Source organism: Oceanitalea stevensii, from assembly GCF_014837105.1.
Taxonomy (GTDB): domain Bacteria; phylum Actinomycetota; class Actinomycetes; order Actinomycetales; family Actinomycetaceae; genus Oceanitalea; species Oceanitalea stevensii.
In genome coordinates this window covers 62,582-78,113 of the sequence record NZ_JACSPO010000004.1, presented here as the reverse complement: position 1 = coordinate 78,113, position 15,532 = coordinate 62,582, and the positions used below count along the sequence as shown (strand labels likewise).

The window sequence follows — 15,532 nt, the reverse complement described above, 5'->3', positions numbered from 1 at the left end:
CGACGACGGCGGACGGCGCCGCCGCCGTCGTCGTCGGCTCCCAGGCCTACTACTCCAACGAGATCGTCGCCGAGATCTACGCCCAGGTGCTCGAGGACGCGGGCGTGGACGTCACCCGCCAGTTCCAGATCGGTCAGCGCGACGTCTACCTCCAGGCCCTCGAGGGCGGGGAGGTGCACGTGCTGCCCGAGTACACCGGCAACCTCCTGCAGTTCTACGTGCCCGACACCGAGGCACGCAGCTCCGAGGACGTCGCCGCGGCCCTGCCGGACGCGCTGCCCGAGGGCCTCACCGTCCTCGACTACGCCGAGGCGCAGGACGCCGACTCCTACAACGTCACCGCGGAGTTCTCCGAGGAGAACGGCATCACGAGTCTCACCGACCTCGCCGGGTTCGGCGGGGAGATCACCGTCGGTGGCAACGCCGAGCTGGAGAGCCGGCCCTACGGCCCCGAGGGGCTGCGGGAGTTCTACGGCGTGGACGTGGAGTTCCTCGCGATCGGTGACAGCGGCGGCCCGCTCACCAAGGACGCGATCCGCGACGGCACCATCACGATGGGCGACATCTACACCGCCGACCCGGACCTCGCCTCGGGCGACTTCGTCACCCTCGAGGACCCGGAGAGCATGATCCTCGCGCAGAACGTCGTCCCGCTCGTCGCGGCCGACCGCGCCGAGGAGCTCGCGCCGGTCCTCGACCCGGTGAGCGCCGCCCTCACCACCGAGGAGCTCATCGCGCTCAACGCCCGCAGCGTGGGCGAGCAGCTCGACTCCGCCACCATCGCCACCGACTGGCTCACCGAGCAGGGCCTCCTCGGAGGGGCCTCGTGAGCGCCGCCACCGAGCTCCTCCTCGACGCGTACTCGCGGGTCAAGGAGGCCGTCCACCGGGCCGGGGAGGGCCTGGACGCGGACACCCTCGCCGCCCGCCTGGACCCGGACGCGAACTCCATCGGGTGGCTGCTGTGGCACCTCACCCGGGTGCAGGACGACCACGTCGCCGGCGTCGCCGGCCGGGAGGAGCTGTGGACCGCCGAGGGCTGGGACGCGCGCTTCGACCTGCCCGTGAGCGGCATCGGCTACGGGCACAGCTCCGAGGAGGTCGGCGCGGTCCGCGGCTTCGACGCCGAGCTCGTCCTCGCGTACCACGACGCCGTCCACGAGCAGACGCTGGCGTTCCTGCGCGGGCTGCGCGACGAGGACCTCGACCGCGTCGTCGACGAGGCCTGGGACCCGCCCGTCACCCTCGGGGTGCGCCTCGTCAGCGTCGTCGACGACTGCCTCGAGCACGCCGGCCAGGCGGCCTTCGTCCGCGGCGTGCTCGAGCGGGGCTGAGCTCAGCTCGTCCGAGCGGCTGCCGAGCGGATCACCTCGGCGAGGTCGCGGGGGCGGCTCCACATGGGCCAGTGCCCCGTGGGGAGGTCGACGACGTCGAGGTGCTCGAGGGTGGTGACCTCCGCGAACATGGCATGGCCGTCGCGGGCCAGCTCGAGCACCTGCGCGCCCGGGATCGAGCAGCACACCAGGGTGGTCTCGACGCTGCGGCGGGCGTCGTTCGTGAGCACGACCGGCTGACGGAGCACCGGGCCGGGCTCGGGGACGGCGCGTGCCCGGAACCGCTCGAGCACCTCCGCGCTGAGGCCGTCGAGGCTCGCCTGCTGCGCGAGGAGGTCGAGGGACGGCAGCGGGAGCTCCTCCAGCCCCTCGGGGAGGTCCGGGGCGAAGGCGCTTCCCGTCGCCACGGGACCGGAGTCGACCCACACCACCCGGTGCACGAGCTCGGGGCGGCGGTCGAGGACGAGGCTGACGGGACCGTTGGCCCCGCTGTGCGCGACGATGGTCGCGGGCTCCTCCGCGGACGCGCCGAGGCGAGCGAGGACGTCGAGGACCGCCGCGACCTGGTCCTCGAGCGTCCTCGTCGCGCGCTCCGGGTCGTCGGCGTCGAGACCCGGCAGCGTCATGGCGACGGTGCGGGAGCGGTCGGTGGCCAGGTGGTCCAGGACGTCCTCCCACGCCCACGCGCCCAGCCAGTGGCCGGCGATGAGGATGATGGGCGAGCTGGTCGTCGTCGTCGTTGTCATGCCTCGACGTTCCCAGACGCGGCGGACAGCGGTATGTCACCATCTGTGTCATGAATAGGGGTCGGCGCGCGCGGTGAGACGGGCCGAACGACTCCACGCCGTGTCCGAGATGCTGCGCAGGAGCGGGTCGCGGGGCTGCTCCGCCGAGCGGCTGGCACGGGAGTTCGGCGTCTCCGTGCGCACGGTCAAGAGGGACCTCGCGGCCCTCGACACCAGCGGCGTGCCCGTCTGGTCGCGCCCCGGTCCGGGCGGCGGCTACGGCCTGGCCGCGGGCGCGTCCCTGCCGCCCGTCAGCCTGTCCCCGGCGCAGGCGGTGGCGCTCATGGCGGCGGTGTCCGCCGCCCCCGACGCCCCCTACGCCGACCTTGCCGCAGCCGGGATCCAGAAGGTCCTCGACGTCCTCGATCCCCGGACCCGAGCACAGGCGCAGGAGCTGGCGGGCCGCGTCTGGGTCGACGGGCCGCCCTTGTCCTCACGCGCCGTCAGGTCCGCGCTGGAGGAGGCGATGGCCGAGCAGCGAGCGGTCCGCATCCGCTACACCGCGGGGGACGGGGCCACGACCACCCGAGACGTCGAGCCCGTGCTCTTCGCCTCGAGGAACGGCCAGTGGTACCTCGTGGGGTGGTGCCGGCTGCGTGACGCCATGCGGTGGTTCGTCGTGTCCCGCATCGAGCGCGCCAGCGTCACCAGGGCGGCGTGCAGCGGCCACACCGTCGCGGAGGTCGGGGAGCCGCCGGCGAGCGCCAGGCCCGTGCACGGCCGGGGCGAGTGAGCGACTCACAGGCTTTTCCACACGCCTTGCGCAGCCCGCTCCCTAGACTCGGGGGCATGCGCGCACCGATCACCGAGGACGCCGTCGACGAGCTCGAGTTCTCCACGCCCGACCACCGCCGCGTCGCGGAGCAGCTCGCCGAGTGGGGCGACACCCCCCATCCGCAGGACGAGCTCTCCCCCCGCGAGCTGCTCACCGCGGCCGGGGAGCAGCTCGAGCTCGCCGGGGACCCGGAGGCCGCCGAGGCCGTCTACCGCCGGGCGGCCCGGGCCGAGGGGTTCAGCGAGCTGGACCCGCGCTCCCACCTCATGGCCCTGCGGCTCGAGCGCGGCGACACCGAGGAGGCGCTCGCCCTGGACACCGAGCTGCGCCGGAGCCGCCCGGCGGACGCGGCGACCTACGAGTACATGGCCGACGTGTGGGCCGACCACGGTGACGACCGGCGCGCCCTGGGCTGGGTCTCCCGCGGCATCCGCGTCCACGAGGAGGGAGCGCGGTTCTCGGACACCGACTTCGCGATGCTCTGCCTCATGCGCTGGCGTATCCGCGAGCGCGCGGGCCAGGAGCCGGACGAGTACGACCTCGTCGGCATCGGGATGGACGAGCGGCTCGACCGCACCCAGGAGGAGCACCGGCCGCGCTGACGAGGCCCTGACCACCCCAGGCGTCCTCTGCCCGTCAGGCACCGGCATCCGTCAACGCACATACTGACGACGTGACCCACACCCCCCAGGCTCAGCCGCTCGACCCGACGCGCACCCAGGTGCCGAGCGGCAGCGCTGAGCCCGCCGACCGGCAGCGTGTCGAGCGCGGCGGCCCGCTCCGGACGGCGGTCGTCGTCAACCCGGTCCGGGTGGAGAACCTCGACGAGCTGCGCACCACCATCGAGACGGCCCTCGCCGAGGCGGGCTGGCCGGCCCCGATGTGGCTGGAGACGACCCCGGAGGACCCGGGCGCGGGACAGGCCCGCCAGGCGGTCGACGAGGGCGCGGACGTGGTCTTCGTCAGCGGTGGGGACGGGACCGTCCGCTCGTGCATCGAGGGCCTCGCCGGCACGGAGACCGCGCTCGCGGTGCTGCCGGCCGGCACCGGCAACCTGCTGGCGGCCAACCTCGGTCTTCCTGACGAGCCCACCGAGGGGGTCCGGCTCGCCGTCGACCGCGGCCGCCACCTCCTCGACCTGGGCGAGGTCGAGGGCCAGGCCTTCGCCGTCATGGCCGGTATGGGCTTCGACGCGAAGCTCCTCGACGACGCCTCGACCACCCTCAAGGCCCGCATCGGCTCACCCGCCTACGTCCTCTCCGCGCTCAAGCACCTGCGTGACCGTCCGATGCGCGTGGAGATCCGCGTCGACGACGACCCACCCCTCCGGCGGCGCGCCCGCACCGTCGTCATCGGCAACGTCGGCCGCCTGCAGGGCGGCGTCCGCCTCCTCGCCGACGCCGAGCCCGACAACGGTCAGCTCGACGTCGCCGTCCTCAGCCCCCGCCACCTCTCCGACTGGGTGGCTCTCGCCTGGGGCGTCCTGCGCCGGCGCGACCACGTGCGCCGGATGGAGGTGCTCCGGGGCTCACGCATCACGGTCACCAGCGACCGGGAGCAGCCCTGCGAGCTCGACGGCGACGTCATCGAACCGCGCCGTACCCTCACGGCGACCGTGCGGCCCGGTGCGCTGTGGCTGTGCGTCTACCAGCCCGACCGCAGCCCGGACCTCGCGGAGGGCTCACCGAAGGGGCCGTAGCGCGGCGCCTCTGGGCACCACGGTTAGCGGACCACCTGCATCCGCTGCCAGCTCGCGGCCGTCCAGCCGGCGAAGGCGAGCGCCACGGCGAGCGTGAGGCCGAGCTGGACGACGGTGACGGCGGAGCCCCCGCTCATCGCCCACAGCGCCGGCGCGGCGAGCGGGAGCCACCCACCAGCACCTGCCAGCACGCCCACCTGGGTGACGACCACCAGGCCGATGGCACCACCGACGCCGGCCAGGAGGGAGCGGGTCAGCGTCGCCACCCACGCCACCGGCGTGGCATTGGCACCGGCCAGCACCCCGAGGACCAGCTGACGCCCCAGCGCCGCCCACGTGTCGGCCGACGGCGCGCCGTAGCCGAGCGCCGATCCCAGCACGAGCAGCCCGACGGTGAGGGCGGCGTTGACGCCCACCAGCCAGACCGCGTACACGGCGAGCTTGCCGAGCGCGATGCGGCCGCGCCCACCGGCAGGGCGAAGAGTGCGACGACCGTGCCGTCGGTGAACTCGCGGCCGAACAGCCAGGCGAGGACGACGCCGCTGCCCAGCAGGCCACCGGCGGAGGTGATCTGGGCGGCCGAGGCGAGCAGCCCCGCCCAGTCCAGGGTGGCGCCCACCCCCACCTTGGCCGTGAGCTCGGGGTTCCCGCTGGCCAGTGCCGCGGTGATCCCGCCGAGGAGGACGAGCGTTCCCACCACGAGGGCGAGGGTGGCGATGGTGCCGACCGGTGACCTGACGAGCTTGAGCGCCTCGCTGCGCACTGCCGCACTCATGCCTGCTCCTCCCGCTGCGCGTCGTCCGCGAGGACCTGGGCGAAGAAGAGCCGCTCGAGGGCGGGTGCCGCGGGGTCGAGCTCACCGATGAGGCGGCCGGCGTTGACGACGACGATGCGGTCGGCGATGCGCGCCACCTCGTCCAGGTGGTGACTGCTGACGAGGACCGCTGCGCCGTCCCGCGCACGCCGCACGAGGTACTCACGCAGCACGATGACCGAGGCCGGGTCGAGCGCGTTGGTCGGCTCGTCGAGGATGACGAGCCGCGGGTCGTGCTGGAGCGCCGCGGCGAGCCCGACACGCTGCTTGTTCCCCAGGGACAGGCGGCGGTAGCGGCGGTCGGCGACCGGGCCGAGTCGCCACGCGTCGAGCGCCTCCGCCACGCGGGCCTGCTCGGTGCCCCGCAGCAGCCCCGCGATCCGCAGGTTCTCCCGGACGGTGAGCTCCGGGTAGGCGAGCGGGACCTCGACGAACGCACCGACGTGGCGCCACTGCGTCACGGGCATCGTCGCGAGCGGGTGGCCGAACAGCCGCACCGTGCCCGCCTCGGGCCGCAGCATCCCGAGCGCGAGCCGCATGAGCGTCGTCTTGCCCGCCCCGTTCATCCCGACCAGCGCGACGATCTGCCCCGCGGGGACGTCGAGGGTGACGCCGGCGAGTCCGCGGACGTCCCCGAACCGGCAGCTCACGTCGTCGAGCCGGAGCACGCCGATGCACCTCCGAGCACGTCGAGCGCCTCGTTGAGCGCCTGGTCGAGCCGGCGGTCGCCGCGGCCGGCCCACTCGAGCAGGGCCGCACTCAGGCCGGCGATCACGGCGGCAGCCACCACCCGGGCCGCGTCGCGCTCGACACCGCGGGACACGAGGGAGTCGGCGATGACGGCGGCCGTCGCGGCGCTGTTGCGCTCGAGCGCCCCGTCCAGACTCTGCGCCTCGGCGACGATGCGCAGCCGCTGCCGCAGCACGGGCACCACCTCCTCACTCCGGCCGGCCAACGTCTCCCGGACCGCCTCGACGACGGCCCGCATCGGAGCCTCGTCGGCCGGCCGCGCCACGACCGCCTCCCCGATGAGCGGGTCGAAGGGGTCGTCGAGGACGAGTGCGTCCTTGGTGGCGAAGTGACGGAACAGGCTCATCTCGCTCACCCCGGCCCGGCGGGCGATCTGGGTGACCGTGGTCGCGTCGTAGCCCTGCTCCGCGAACAGCTCCAGCGCCGCGCGCTGCAGGGCGCCGTGCGTGCGTCTCCATCGGTCCACGCTGAAATGTTAGCGACTAACATCAACCCCGGGCAACGACCCGTCCCTCCAGGAGTCGCCGCGACGAGCAGGGAGACGGGTCGGTTGCGCCCGCGAGGTTCTGGGGTTGACTGACATCGTGAGGAGAACGATCCCGACCCTGGTGCTGCTGGTGGCCCTGACTGCGTGCTCGGCCACCATCCCCAGCGACCCTGACGACACCCTGGACCGGGTGACCGGCGGGATCCTGCGGGTAGGGGTCTCCCCCAGTCCGCCGTGGACCGACCTGCCGGACGGGCCCGACGGCGAGCCGGCCGGCACCGAGGTGGAGCTCGTCGAGGAGTTCGCGAGCACGATCGACTCGGAGGTGCAGTGGGCGACGGGCGGTGAGGAGGAGCTCATCGGCCAGCTCGAGCGCGGCGAGCTCGACCTCGTCATCGGTGGTCTCACCGCGAGGTCCCCGTGGGCGGAGAAGGCCGCTCTCACCTACCGGTACACCGAGACCACCGGTCCCGACGGCGCGAAGGAGCTGCACGTCATGGCGGCGCCCATGGGCGAGAACGCGTTCCTCGTCGAGCTCGAGGGCTTCCTCCTGGAGAAGGACCTGTGAGCATCTCGTTCGGGCAGACCGAGCTCCCCGAGGAGCAGGAGGTCCACCTGCGCCGCGCGGTGCGGCTGGCGTGGCTGACCATCGCCTTCCTCGTCACCGCGGTCACCGCCGTCTACCTCGCGATGGGCAGCTCGCAGGCGATGAAGGCGGCGTGGGCCGAGGACCTGCTGTCCTTCATCCCGCCGATCGCCTTCCTCCTCGCCGTGCACCGCACGCGCAAGCGCCCCACGCCCGAGCACCCCTACGGCTACCACCGGGCGGTCGGCATCGGGCACCTCGTCGCGGCGACCGCACTGCTCGCCATGGGCGCCTTCCTCGTCTTCGACTCCGCCTCGGGGCTCGTCAAGGCCGAGCACCCACCGGTCGGGCTCATCGAGATCGGTGGGCAGGTCGTGTGGTCGGGGTGGTTGATGATCGCCGTCCTCGTCTACACGGGCATCCCGCCGGTGCTGCTGGGCCGGGCCAAGATGCCGCTGGCGCAGAGCCTGCACGACCGCGTCCTGTACGCCGACGCCGACATGAACAAGGCCGACTGGATGACCGCGGCCGGCGCGATCATCGGCATCATCGGCATCGGGCTGGGACTGTGGTGGGCCGACGCCGTCGCCGCCCTCTTCATCTCCGGCAGCATCCTCCACGACGGCGTGAGCAACATGCGCGTGGCGATCAGCGCGCTCATGGACGCGCGGGCGGAGACCTACGACGGCCACGACCCGCACCCGCTCGTGGGGCGGATCGACGAGCGTCTCCAGGAGGTGCCCTGGGTGGCGACGGCGCGCTCCCGCGTCCGCGACCAGGGCCACGTCTTCCACGTCGAGTCCTTCGTCGTCCCCGTCGAGGGGCACACGCCGACGCTCGAGGAGCTCACCGACGCACGCCGGGCCGTCGTCGAGCTCGACTGGAAGATCGACGACCTCGTCCTCGTCCCGGTCCCCGAGCTGCCGGAACAGCTGCTGCCGTCCGTGGCTGCGGAGCGCGGCGAGTCCGAGCACCACGACCGCTGACGGCGGACGACGGGCACACCTGTCGCTCTGCAGGGAGTATTCTCCGCGATTGCCACGTAGTGACGTGGCCTTTGCTTAACTTTGGAGGATGCGTTGAGTAAGTCAGCTGTGGCGCCCGAGGATCTCGGGTACGACCACGAGGAGTACATGCTCGAGCCGGTGCCGCCGACCGCCCGTCGTGGCACCTTCGGTCTCGCGATGATCTGGGTCGGTTTCGGTTTCGTCGTCACCGGCCTCGTCGTCGGTGGCCAGCTCGCCGGACAGGGCGGCGCCCCGGGCATGCCCTTCGGCCTCGCGATGTCGACCATCGCGACCGGTGAGCTCATCCTCTTCGCCCTCACCGTGCTGCTCGGCATCCCGGCGATGCGCACCGGCTTCAACCTCGCCCTGCTGTCCCGCTTCTCCTACGGGAGCAAGGGCTTCGCGGTCCCGATGGTCGTCATGGCCCTGCTCACCCTCGGCTGGTTCGCCTCGATCCTCGGCATGATCGCCGACATCTGGGGCGGTCTGCTCGGCAACCCGAGCGGGATCACCGTCATCGACCCGGCGTCGTGGGGCCGTCCCGACGTCGCCCCGGTCAGCCTCGAGGTCGTCCTCAGCTGCCTCGCCTTCGGCGCGCTGTTCACCTGGACCGCCTACCGGGGCATCGCCGCGATCGAGAAGGTCGCGATCCCCGTCGCTCCCTTCGTGCTCGTCGTCTCCCTCGGCGTCGGCGCCGGGATGCTCGCGGACAACGGCGGGTGGGGCGCGATGGTCGAGTCCGCCTCGTCCCAGTCCGGGCTCGGCTTCGGCTCCGGCGTGACGATCGTCATCGGCGCGTGGATCGCCGGCGCGATCATGGGCGCCGACATCATGCGCTACGCGAAGAACGCCGGTGCGGTGCTCATCGGCGCCGGGGCCTGCTTCATCCTCACCAACCCGGTCCTCAACGTCGTCGGGTACATCGGTGCCGTGTCGACCGGCGACTCCAACTTCGTCAACTGGATGTACGACCGCGGGATCCTCCTCGCCATCATCGGCGTCCTCGTGTGGACCACCTCGCTGTGGACGACGAACAACTCCGAGCTGTACTCCAACTCCCTGTACACAGGCCCGGCGCTCAACGCCTTCGGCGTGCGGGTCAAGCGGACGAAGATCGTCCTCGTCGTCGGCGTCCTCGGCACGGTGCTCGGCGCGCTCGCCTTCTACCAGCTGTTCTTCGTCGACTTCATCACCGTGCTCGGCGCCGCCTTCGTCCCGCTCGTCGGACCGATCCTCGCCGACTACTACCTCCTGCGCCGCAACGAGTTCACCGCCGAGTCCTACCGCCGCCAGCCCGCGCTGCGGTGGCCCGGCGTCATCTCCTTCCTCGCCGGCGCGACGCTCGGTCTCCTCTTCCAGTACGCGTGGCCGCTGCCCTTCGGCTTCTCCTCGGGCATCGCGGCGCTCATCATCACCGTGGTCCTCCACATCGTGCTCCACTACGCGCTCCGCGGCCGGACCTCCGGCCCCGTGGAGGACGTGACGGGCGAGCCCGTGAGCACCCCCGCACGCTGACGGACGACAGGAAGGACTCACTCATGGCCAAGGACATCAAGGTCTGCATCGGCGTCCACGTCGACGCGGTGGCCGGCTGGCTCGGCTCCTACGGCGGCCAGGACTCACCCAACGACATCCAGCGCGGCATGTTCGCCGGGGAGGTCGGCGTGCCGCGTCTGCGGCGCATGCTCGAGCAGCGCGGGCTGCCCGCCACGTGGTTCGTGCCCGGGCACTCGATCGAGACCTTCCCACGGGAGATCGCGGACGTCGCGGCTGCCGGGTTCGAGATCGGCTGCCACGGCTACAGCCACGAGAACCCGGTCGCGATGACCGCGCAGCAGGAGGCCGACGTCCTCGGGCGGTCCGTCGAGCTCGTCAAGGACCTCACCGGCAGCGCGCCGCGGGGCTACGTAGCGCCGTGGTGGGAGATGAGCGAGCGCACGGCTCAGCTCCTGCTCGACAACGGGTTCTCGTACGACAACTCCCAGAGCTACGACGACTTCAGCCCGTACTACGCCCGGGTCGGTGACACCTGGACGCACGTCGACTACTCCCAGGACGCCGCCGAGTGGATGAAGCCGCTCGTCAGGGGGCGTGAGGTCGACCTCGTGGAGATCTCCGCGAACTGGTACGTCGACGACCTGCCCCCGATGATGTTCGTCAAGGCGAGCGCGAACTCCCACGGGTTCGTCGCCCCGCAGGTCATCGAGCAGCTGTGGAAGGACCAGTTCGACTGGGTCTACCGCGAGATGGACTACGGCGTCTTCCCCTTCACGATCCACCCCGACGTCTCCGGACGGCCGCAGGTGCTGCTCATGCTCGAGCGCATCTTCGACTACATCTCCGGCCACGACGGCGTGGAGTGGCTGACCTTCGACGAGGTCGCCACCGACTTCCGTCGTCGGGTGCCGTTCTCCGGCTGACCACGCCTGACACCAGCAGGGCCCGCGCTCCTCGGAGCGCGGGCCCTGCTGCGTCTACGCCTCGGTCGGCAGCCCGCGGGCGTTGGGAACGGTGTGCGTCATCCGCAGGCCGGTGACGTCACGCGGCCCGTTGCTGCCGAGGTTGCGGGCCCGCTCGAGCTCCTCCTCCGTCAGGCGCTGGTGAGGCAGCGGCTGGAGGTGACGGACGTCGTCGGCGGTGATGCCCAGCCCCTCGCCCACGCGGCGGCCGAGCTCGTCGTCGCACATGAAGAGGTGCCAGACCATGCGCTCCTGGACGCCGCGGGAGGCCTGGCCGATGTTGTCGACGAAGTTCTTGACGAGGTCGTCCTGCTCCCACTCCTCCATGAGCTGGAAACGCTGACCGGGCTGCTCGTAGTCGTTCGTGCGCTCCAGCTGGGCGCGGGTGAGGCGGCCGCGCAGCTCGGGCCCGACCTCCTCCTCGCGTGCGTGGATGGTGGACTCGCGCAGCCCGCCGTCGTGGGAGGGCTCGTAGTTGATGTGCGGGTTGCCCGTGGGGTCCTGGTAGAAGGCCATCTGCCCGTCACGCTGGTTGGTGCGCACCGGGGCCTTCGGGGAGTTGACCGGGAGCTGGAGGTAGTTCGGACCCACGCGGTAGCGCTGGGTGTCGGAGTAGGAGAAGGTCCGGCCCACGAGCATCTTGTCGTCGGAGAACTCCAGGCCGTCCACGAGCACGCCGGTGCCGAAGGCGATCTGCTCGTTCTGGGTGTGGTGGTCGGTGACGTTCTCGTCGAGCACCATCGTGCCGACCTTCCGCGGCGGGAACTCGTTCTCGGGCCACACCTTGGTGTCGTCGAGCGGGTCGAAGCCCAGCTCGGGGTGCTCGTCGTCGGACATGATCTGCACGAGCAGGTCCCACCTGGGGTAGTCACCGCGGTCGATGGCCTCGTGCAGGTCGAGGGAGGCGTGCCCGGTGTCGTGGGCCTGGATGGCCGCCGCGTCCTCCTCGGTGAGGGAGCGGACGTCCTGGTGGGGCATCCAGTGGTACTTGACGAGGACGCTCTCCCCGTCGGCGTTGACCCACCGGTAGGTGTTGACCCCGAAGCCCTGCTGGTGGCGGTAGGTGGCCGGGATCCCCCGCGGGGAGAAGAGGTTGACGAGCATGTGCATCGACTCGGGCGTCTGCGACATGAAGTCGAAGATGCGGGCCGGGTCCTGGCGGAAGGTCACGGGGTCGGGCTTGAGGGCGTGGATGACGTCGGGGAACTTGATGGCGTCACGGATGAAGAAGACCCCGAGGTTGTTGCCGACGAGGTCCCAGTTGCCGTCCTCGGTGTAGAACTTGATCGCGAAGCCGCGCGGGTCGCGAGACGTCTCGGAGGAGTCCCGCCCGCCGATGACGGTGGAGAAGCGGATCGCGAGCGGCGTCCGCTTGCCGGCCTCCTGGAACAGCTTGGCACGGGTGTACCTCGAGATCGGCTCGTCGCCCCACTGGCCGGTGGCCTCGAAGTAGCCGAAGGCGACCTTGCCCCGGGCGTGCACCACGCGCTCGGGGATCCGCTCCCGGTCGAAGTGGGAGATCTTCTCGAGGAACTGGTAGTTCTCCAGGGTCGCCGGGCCGCGCGAGCCCACCGTGCGGGTCTGCTGGTTGTTGGCCACGGGGTGGCCCTGGCGGGTGGTGAGCTCGTCGCGCTGCTCGTCGTCGGTCATCGCTGATCCCTCTCCGGGGCTCGAGCACCGCCGCGCGGGGTCGCGGGTCGACGCCCGTTCCCCACGGTCCGACTCGCTGCCCCCTGGCTGTACGGACGTGAGGCTCCAGGCTGGCACGCCCGTCGCGGCCCCGCCCGTCGGCCGGGACCCGCTGCCACGGGCTGAGACGCGCCGGGGCGCACCGCTCGCGCGGCCCTCAGTCGCCGGCGGCCTGCTGGTGGTCCCGGCGGGCGTCGCGGTCGAAGATCGCGAGGATGTCGACCGGTCCCCGATCGGCCCCGATCGCGTGCGGGAGCATCGTGGGGAACTCGGCGGCCTGGTCTTCCTCCAGTCGGTAGCGGCGCTCCCCGAGCAGGAGGAGGGCGGTCCCGGACAGGACGACGAGCCACTCCTGGCCGGCGTGGGCACGCACGCGGGCCGGGTCGGGCGGCGCGGTGAGCCGCTGGCGCACGATGCTCAACCCCGGCTGGGCCCGTACCGGCCACCGTCGCCAGCCGTGAGGGTCGACGACGGGACTGACGACGACGTCCTCGACGTCGCTCGCGACGAGCTGGTCGAGGGTCGTGTCCAGCGCTCGGGCCAGGGCGACGAGCTGGTCCAGCGCGAGACGGCGCTGGCCGTTCTCGATGCGGGACAGCGTCGACGCGCTGAGGGTGGCGCGCCGGGCGAGCTCGTCGAGGGACCAGCCGTGCGCGAGCCGTAGCGCGCGGACGCGCTTGCGCACGAGGCCCTCCAGAGCACCAATGTCATGCGTCATACGCATGATGCTATGCCAGGTGCGCAAGCCATGCCTAGCGTGGGAGCACCCGCCCCTCCCTGGGCCCGACACCGAGGAGAACCCCATGTCTGCCGACACCCTTCCCAGCCGCACCGTCGACGTCGTCGTCATCGGCGGTGGAGCCGCCGGGCTGAACGGCGCGCTCATGCTCGCCCGCTCCCGCCGGTCCGTCGTCGTCATCGACGGCGGGACGCCGCGCAACGCTCCCGCCGAGGCCGTCCACGGGCTGCTCGCCCTGGACGGGACGCCGCCCGCCGAGCTCTACCGGCGCGGCCGCGAGGAGGTGCGCGGGTACGGGGGCACCGTCGTCACCGGGACGGTCGCGGCAGCCACCTCCGCGCAGCCGTCCCCCGACGGCGACCCGCGCTTCACCGTCACGCTCACCGACGGCCGCGAGCTCACCGCACGCCGCCTGCTCGTGGCGACCGGGGCACGCGACGTGCTCCCCGACGTCCCCGGCCTGGCGGACCACTGGGGACGCAGCGTCGTCCACTGCCCCTACTGCCACGGCTGGGAGGTGCGCGACCAGCCGATCGGGATCCTCGCCGTCGGGCCGGCGTCCGTGCACCAGGCGCTGCTCTTCCGTCAGCTCACCGACGACCTCGTCTACTTCACCCGCGGCACCGAGCTCGACGGCGACGGGCGGGCCCGGCTCGAGGCGCTGGACGTGCGGGTCGTCGAGGAGCCGGTCACCGAGGTCGTCGCCGACACCGACGGCGCCATCGCGGGGGTCCTCCTCGCCGGCGGCGGCATGGTGGACCGTCGCGTCCTCGCGGTGGGGACCTCGCTCCAGCCCCGCCTGGACGGGCTGGAGGTGCTCGGCCTGCCCGTGGAGGAGCTGCCCGGCGCCATGGGCCGGCGCGTCGTGTCAGGCATGGCGGGCACGACCGAGGTGCCGGGCGTGTGGGTGGCCGGCAACGTCACCGAGCCGATGGCGCAGGTCGGGGCCTCGGCCGCGGCGGGCGCGATGGCCGGGGCGCACATCAACGCCCACCTCGTGATGGCGGACGCCGGTGCGGCCGTCGCGGCACGTGCGGTCGTGGCCTGAGGGACACCCGTCGGGAAGGCAGTCCATCCGCGCCCGTCCGGCTGCCCTCTCGTGCTACCCGAGGCCGAGGCCGGCACCCAGGGTGTCAACCATGACAGACCACGCCCTCACCCGCGCCGAGGCCCGGGAGCCCCGCTCACCAGGGACGGGCTCCAGCACCGGACGCGATCACCGAGGGCTGGCGGGACTCCAGGCGGCCGCCGGCAACCGCGCCGTCTCGGCGCTGCTGAGAGGTGGCGGCGGACCGGCCGCCATTCAGCGCCTGATCGAGGTCACTCACGTCGACTACACGCCCGACGTCAACGAGTACGTCGACTGGCAGGTGAGGACGCCCGAGCTCAAGGAGCACCTGGGGCCCTACCTGGCGGAGAAGGCTGTTCCGGTGCCGCCGGGCAACGCCGTCATCGCCGACGCCAGGAAGCGCCGCACGCTGGCGACCACCCTCAAGGCGGTCACCGACACCGCCCCGAACCTCTCCGCCCCGGACGTGCCCGGGCTCGCACCCCGCGTCAGCGCCCACATCAGGGGCAAGCAGGGGCTGAGCACGGCCGAGCAGGACCGGTTGACGACGGCGGTCCACAGCGCGCTCTCCGCGACGTCGTTCACGATCAAGAAGTCTTCCGGGGACGCCTTCGAGTCGCTCCTCCGGAACGCGACGACGACCTCACAGGCGAAGGGGGCACCGAACGTCATCGCCGTCGGCCAGCTTCCGGGTCCACTCCAAGGGCCCACCACGCTCATCGCCGGGCTGGTCAGGGCGCGGAACCAGGCCCTGATCGCGACGGGGCTCCAGCTCCCCCGCTTCCCGCTCGTCAGGGGGCTGGCGAACCAGGCGTCGATCGGGATGGACTCCATCCGCAGCACTCACACCAACATGTCGGGGTGGTTGCCTGCGTCGGTGCCGCTACTGCCCATGACGTTCGCGAACCTCGAGAACGGCGTCCTCGCCGCGGCTCCGCCGGTGCTCGGTGCACACTTGCAGGCGGGCGACGAGCTCACACCCGTGTCGAGGCATGTCGTGGCGGCACTCATCTTCAGGACACTCGGCGGGGTACCGGCCAGTCGCGCGCGGATGGCGCTGCACTGGGGCGCGTACGCCATGGCGGACGCGGGGCAGCTCTACCCGTACATCGAGTTCGCAGGACCGAGCACCGACGTGAGCAGGTTCGTCTACGACTACGCGACCGGCGCGTTCTACCTGTCGGTGCACTACCAGTGGCACCGCGGCTACAACCCGTTCTTCCAGGTCACCGGTCTGGCGGAGTGGTGAGGGGTCAGGGGACCTGCCGCGCTGCGCACACGCACGACGACGAGCGGCGGGTGGGTGGCGGTTCGGGCACTCACCCGTCCGGGACGCCGTC

Annotated in this window: 17 protein-coding genes; 11 read left to right on the top strand and 6 right to left on the bottom strand. The window is 72.2% G+C overall.

The genetic code is table 11. The features are described 5' to 3' along the window. Together H9624_RS09305 and H9624_RS09300 are read left to right on the top strand one after the other, a co-directional pair. The coding region (locus tag H9624_RS09305) for an ABC transporter substrate-binding protein (RefSeq protein ID WP_251839616.1) at positions 1-830 on the top strand (830 nt) is incomplete at its 5' end. Further along, complete coding sequence (locus H9624_RS09300) at positions 827-1,333, top strand: mycothiol transferase (RefSeq protein WP_251839615.1); 507 nt, start codon at positions 827-829, stop codon at positions 1,331-1,333. The genes H9624_RS09305 and H9624_RS09300, both read left to right, overlap by 4 nt. Positions 1,334-1,335: 2 nt before the next feature. On the opposite strand, the gene H9624_RS09295 is transcribed toward H9624_RS09300, so the two are convergent. After that, positions 1,336-2,079 carry an alpha/beta fold hydrolase gene (locus H9624_RS09295; protein WP_251839614.1) on the bottom strand — a complete coding sequence of 248 codons (744 nt, stop codon included), beginning with the start codon at positions 2,077-2,079 and terminating at the stop codon, positions 1,336-1,338. Between the two features lie 73 nt (positions 2,080-2,152). On the opposite strand from H9624_RS09295, the gene H9624_RS09290 reads away from it, so the two are divergent. The 3 genes from H9624_RS09290 to H9624_RS16885 all read left to right on the top strand — a co-directional run bounded on the left by H9624_RS09290 (position 2,153) and on the right by H9624_RS16885 (position 4,592). After that, the gene (locus H9624_RS09290; RefSeq protein WP_307784950.1) at positions 2,153-2,851 is read left to right on the top strand and encodes a helix-turn-helix transcriptional regulator; all 699 of its coding nucleotides are present in this window, start codon (positions 2,153-2,155) and stop codon (positions 2,849-2,851) included. 56 nt (positions 2,852-2,907) lie between these two features. Further along, the gene (locus tag H9624_RS09285; RefSeq protein WP_251839613.1) at positions 2,908-3,495 is read left to right on the top strand and encodes a tetratricopeptide repeat protein; all 588 of its coding nucleotides are present in this window, start codon (positions 2,908-2,910) and stop codon (positions 3,493-3,495) included. A gap of 119 nt (positions 3,496-3,614) precedes the next feature. Further along, a complete protein-coding gene (locus H9624_RS16885) occupies positions 3,615-4,592 on the top strand; it encodes a diacylglycerol/lipid kinase family protein (RefSeq protein ID WP_504740250.1) in 978 nt (325 codons plus the stop codon). A 23-nt stretch (positions 4,593-4,615) separates the two neighbouring features. Here the strand turns inward: H9624_RS16885 and H9624_RS09275 are convergent, their stop codons facing one another. The 3 genes from H9624_RS09275 to H9624_RS09265 form a co-directional block, all read right to left on the bottom strand. Then, a complete protein-coding gene (locus tag H9624_RS09275; protein WP_251839611.1) occupies positions 4,616-5,026 on the bottom strand; it encodes a hypothetical protein in 411 nt (136 codons plus the stop codon). A 337-nt stretch (positions 5,027-5,363) separates the two neighbouring features. Further along, on the bottom strand, positions 5,364-6,074 hold the full coding sequence (locus H9624_RS09270) for an ABC transporter ATP-binding protein (RefSeq protein ID WP_251839610.1): 711 nt from the start codon (positions 6,072-6,074) through the stop codon (positions 5,364-5,366). Further along, a complete protein-coding gene (locus H9624_RS09265; RefSeq protein WP_251839609.1) occupies positions 6,053-6,622 on the bottom strand; it encodes a TetR/AcrR family transcriptional regulator in 570 nt (189 codons plus the stop codon). The genes H9624_RS09270 and H9624_RS09265 overlap by 22 nt, the downstream gene beginning before the upstream one ends. Before the next feature lie 118 nt (positions 6,623-6,740). Here H9624_RS09265 and H9624_RS09260 point away from each other — a divergent pair, with 118 nt between their 5' ends. The 4 genes from H9624_RS09260 to H9624_RS09245 all read left to right on the top strand — a co-directional run bounded on the left by H9624_RS09260 (position 6,741) and on the right by H9624_RS09245 (position 10,656). Continuing rightward, positions 6,741-7,211, top strand: coding sequence for a transporter substrate-binding domain-containing protein (locus tag H9624_RS09260; RefSeq protein WP_251839608.1), 471 nt, complete (start codon positions 6,741-6,743; stop codon positions 7,209-7,211). Next, on the top strand, positions 7,208-8,215 hold the full coding sequence (locus H9624_RS09255) for a cation efflux transmembrane domain-containing protein (RefSeq protein WP_251839607.1): 1,008 nt from the start codon (positions 7,208-7,210) through the stop codon (positions 8,213-8,215). The genes H9624_RS09260 and H9624_RS09255 overlap by 4 nt, the downstream gene beginning before the upstream one ends. 93 nt (positions 8,216-8,308) lie before the next feature. Further along, the gene (locus H9624_RS09250; protein WP_251839606.1) at positions 8,309-9,751 is read left to right on the top strand and encodes a purine-cytosine permease family protein; all 1,443 of its coding nucleotides are present in this window, start codon (positions 8,309-8,311) and stop codon (positions 9,749-9,751) included. A gap of 23 nt (positions 9,752-9,774) precedes the next feature. Further along, positions 9,775-10,656: a polysaccharide deacetylase family protein gene (locus tag H9624_RS09245; protein ID WP_251839605.1), complete on the top strand. Its 882-nt coding sequence runs from the start codon at positions 9,775-9,777 to the stop codon at positions 10,654-10,656. Positions 10,657-10,710: 54 nt separating this feature from the next. Here the strand turns inward: H9624_RS09245 and H9624_RS09240 are convergent, their stop codons facing one another. Then, positions 10,711-12,345, bottom strand: a complete 1,635-nt coding sequence (locus H9624_RS09240) for a catalase (protein ID WP_251839604.1) — start codon at positions 12,343-12,345, stop codon at positions 10,711-10,713. Positions 12,346-12,541: 196 nt separating this feature from the next. Beyond that, complete coding sequence (locus tag H9624_RS09235) at positions 12,542-13,102, bottom strand: helix-turn-helix domain-containing protein (protein ID WP_251839603.1); 561 nt, start codon at positions 13,100-13,102, stop codon at positions 12,542-12,544. An 85-nt stretch (positions 13,103-13,187) separates the two neighbouring features. Between H9624_RS09235 and H9624_RS09230 the strand changes: the two genes are divergently transcribed. Both H9624_RS09230 and H9624_RS09225 read left to right on the top strand, forming a co-directional pair. Beyond that, a complete protein-coding gene (locus H9624_RS09230) occupies positions 13,188-14,171 on the top strand; it encodes an NAD(P)/FAD-dependent oxidoreductase (RefSeq protein WP_251839602.1) in 984 nt (327 codons plus the stop codon). 91 nt (positions 14,172-14,262) lie between these two features. After that, positions 14,263-15,441, top strand: coding sequence for a hypothetical protein (locus H9624_RS09225; RefSeq protein ID WP_251839601.1), 1,179 nt, complete (start codon positions 14,263-14,265; stop codon positions 15,439-15,441). The last annotated feature ends 91 nt before the right edge of the window (positions 15,442-15,532 follow it).

Coding starts and splice junctions, on each gene's coding strand:
- H9624_RS09295 (WP_251839614.1), bottom strand. CDS start 2,079: ATGACAACGACGACGACGACCAGCTCGCCCATCATCCTCATCGCCGGC.
- H9624_RS09285 (WP_251839613.1), top strand. CDS start 2,908: ATGCGCGCACCGATCACCGAGGACGCCGTCGACGAGCTCGAGTTCTCC.
- H9624_RS09240 (WP_251839604.1), bottom strand. CDS start 12,345: ATGACCGACGACGAGCAGCGCGACGAGCTCACCACCCGCCAGGGCCAC.
- H9624_RS09245 (WP_251839605.1), top strand. CDS start 9,775: ATGGCCAAGGACATCAAGGTCTGCATCGGCGTCCACGTCGACGCGGTG.
- H9624_RS09230 (WP_251839602.1), top strand. CDS start 13,188: ATGTCTGCCGACACCCTTCCCAGCCGCACCGTCGACGTCGTCGTCATC.
- H9624_RS09225 (WP_251839601.1), top strand. CDS start 14,263: ATGACAGACCACGCCCTCACCCGCGCCGAGGCCCGGGAGCCCCGCTCA.
- H9624_RS09235 (WP_251839603.1), bottom strand. CDS start 13,102: ATGACGCATGACATTGGTGCTCTGGAGGGCCTCGTGCGCAAGCGCGTC.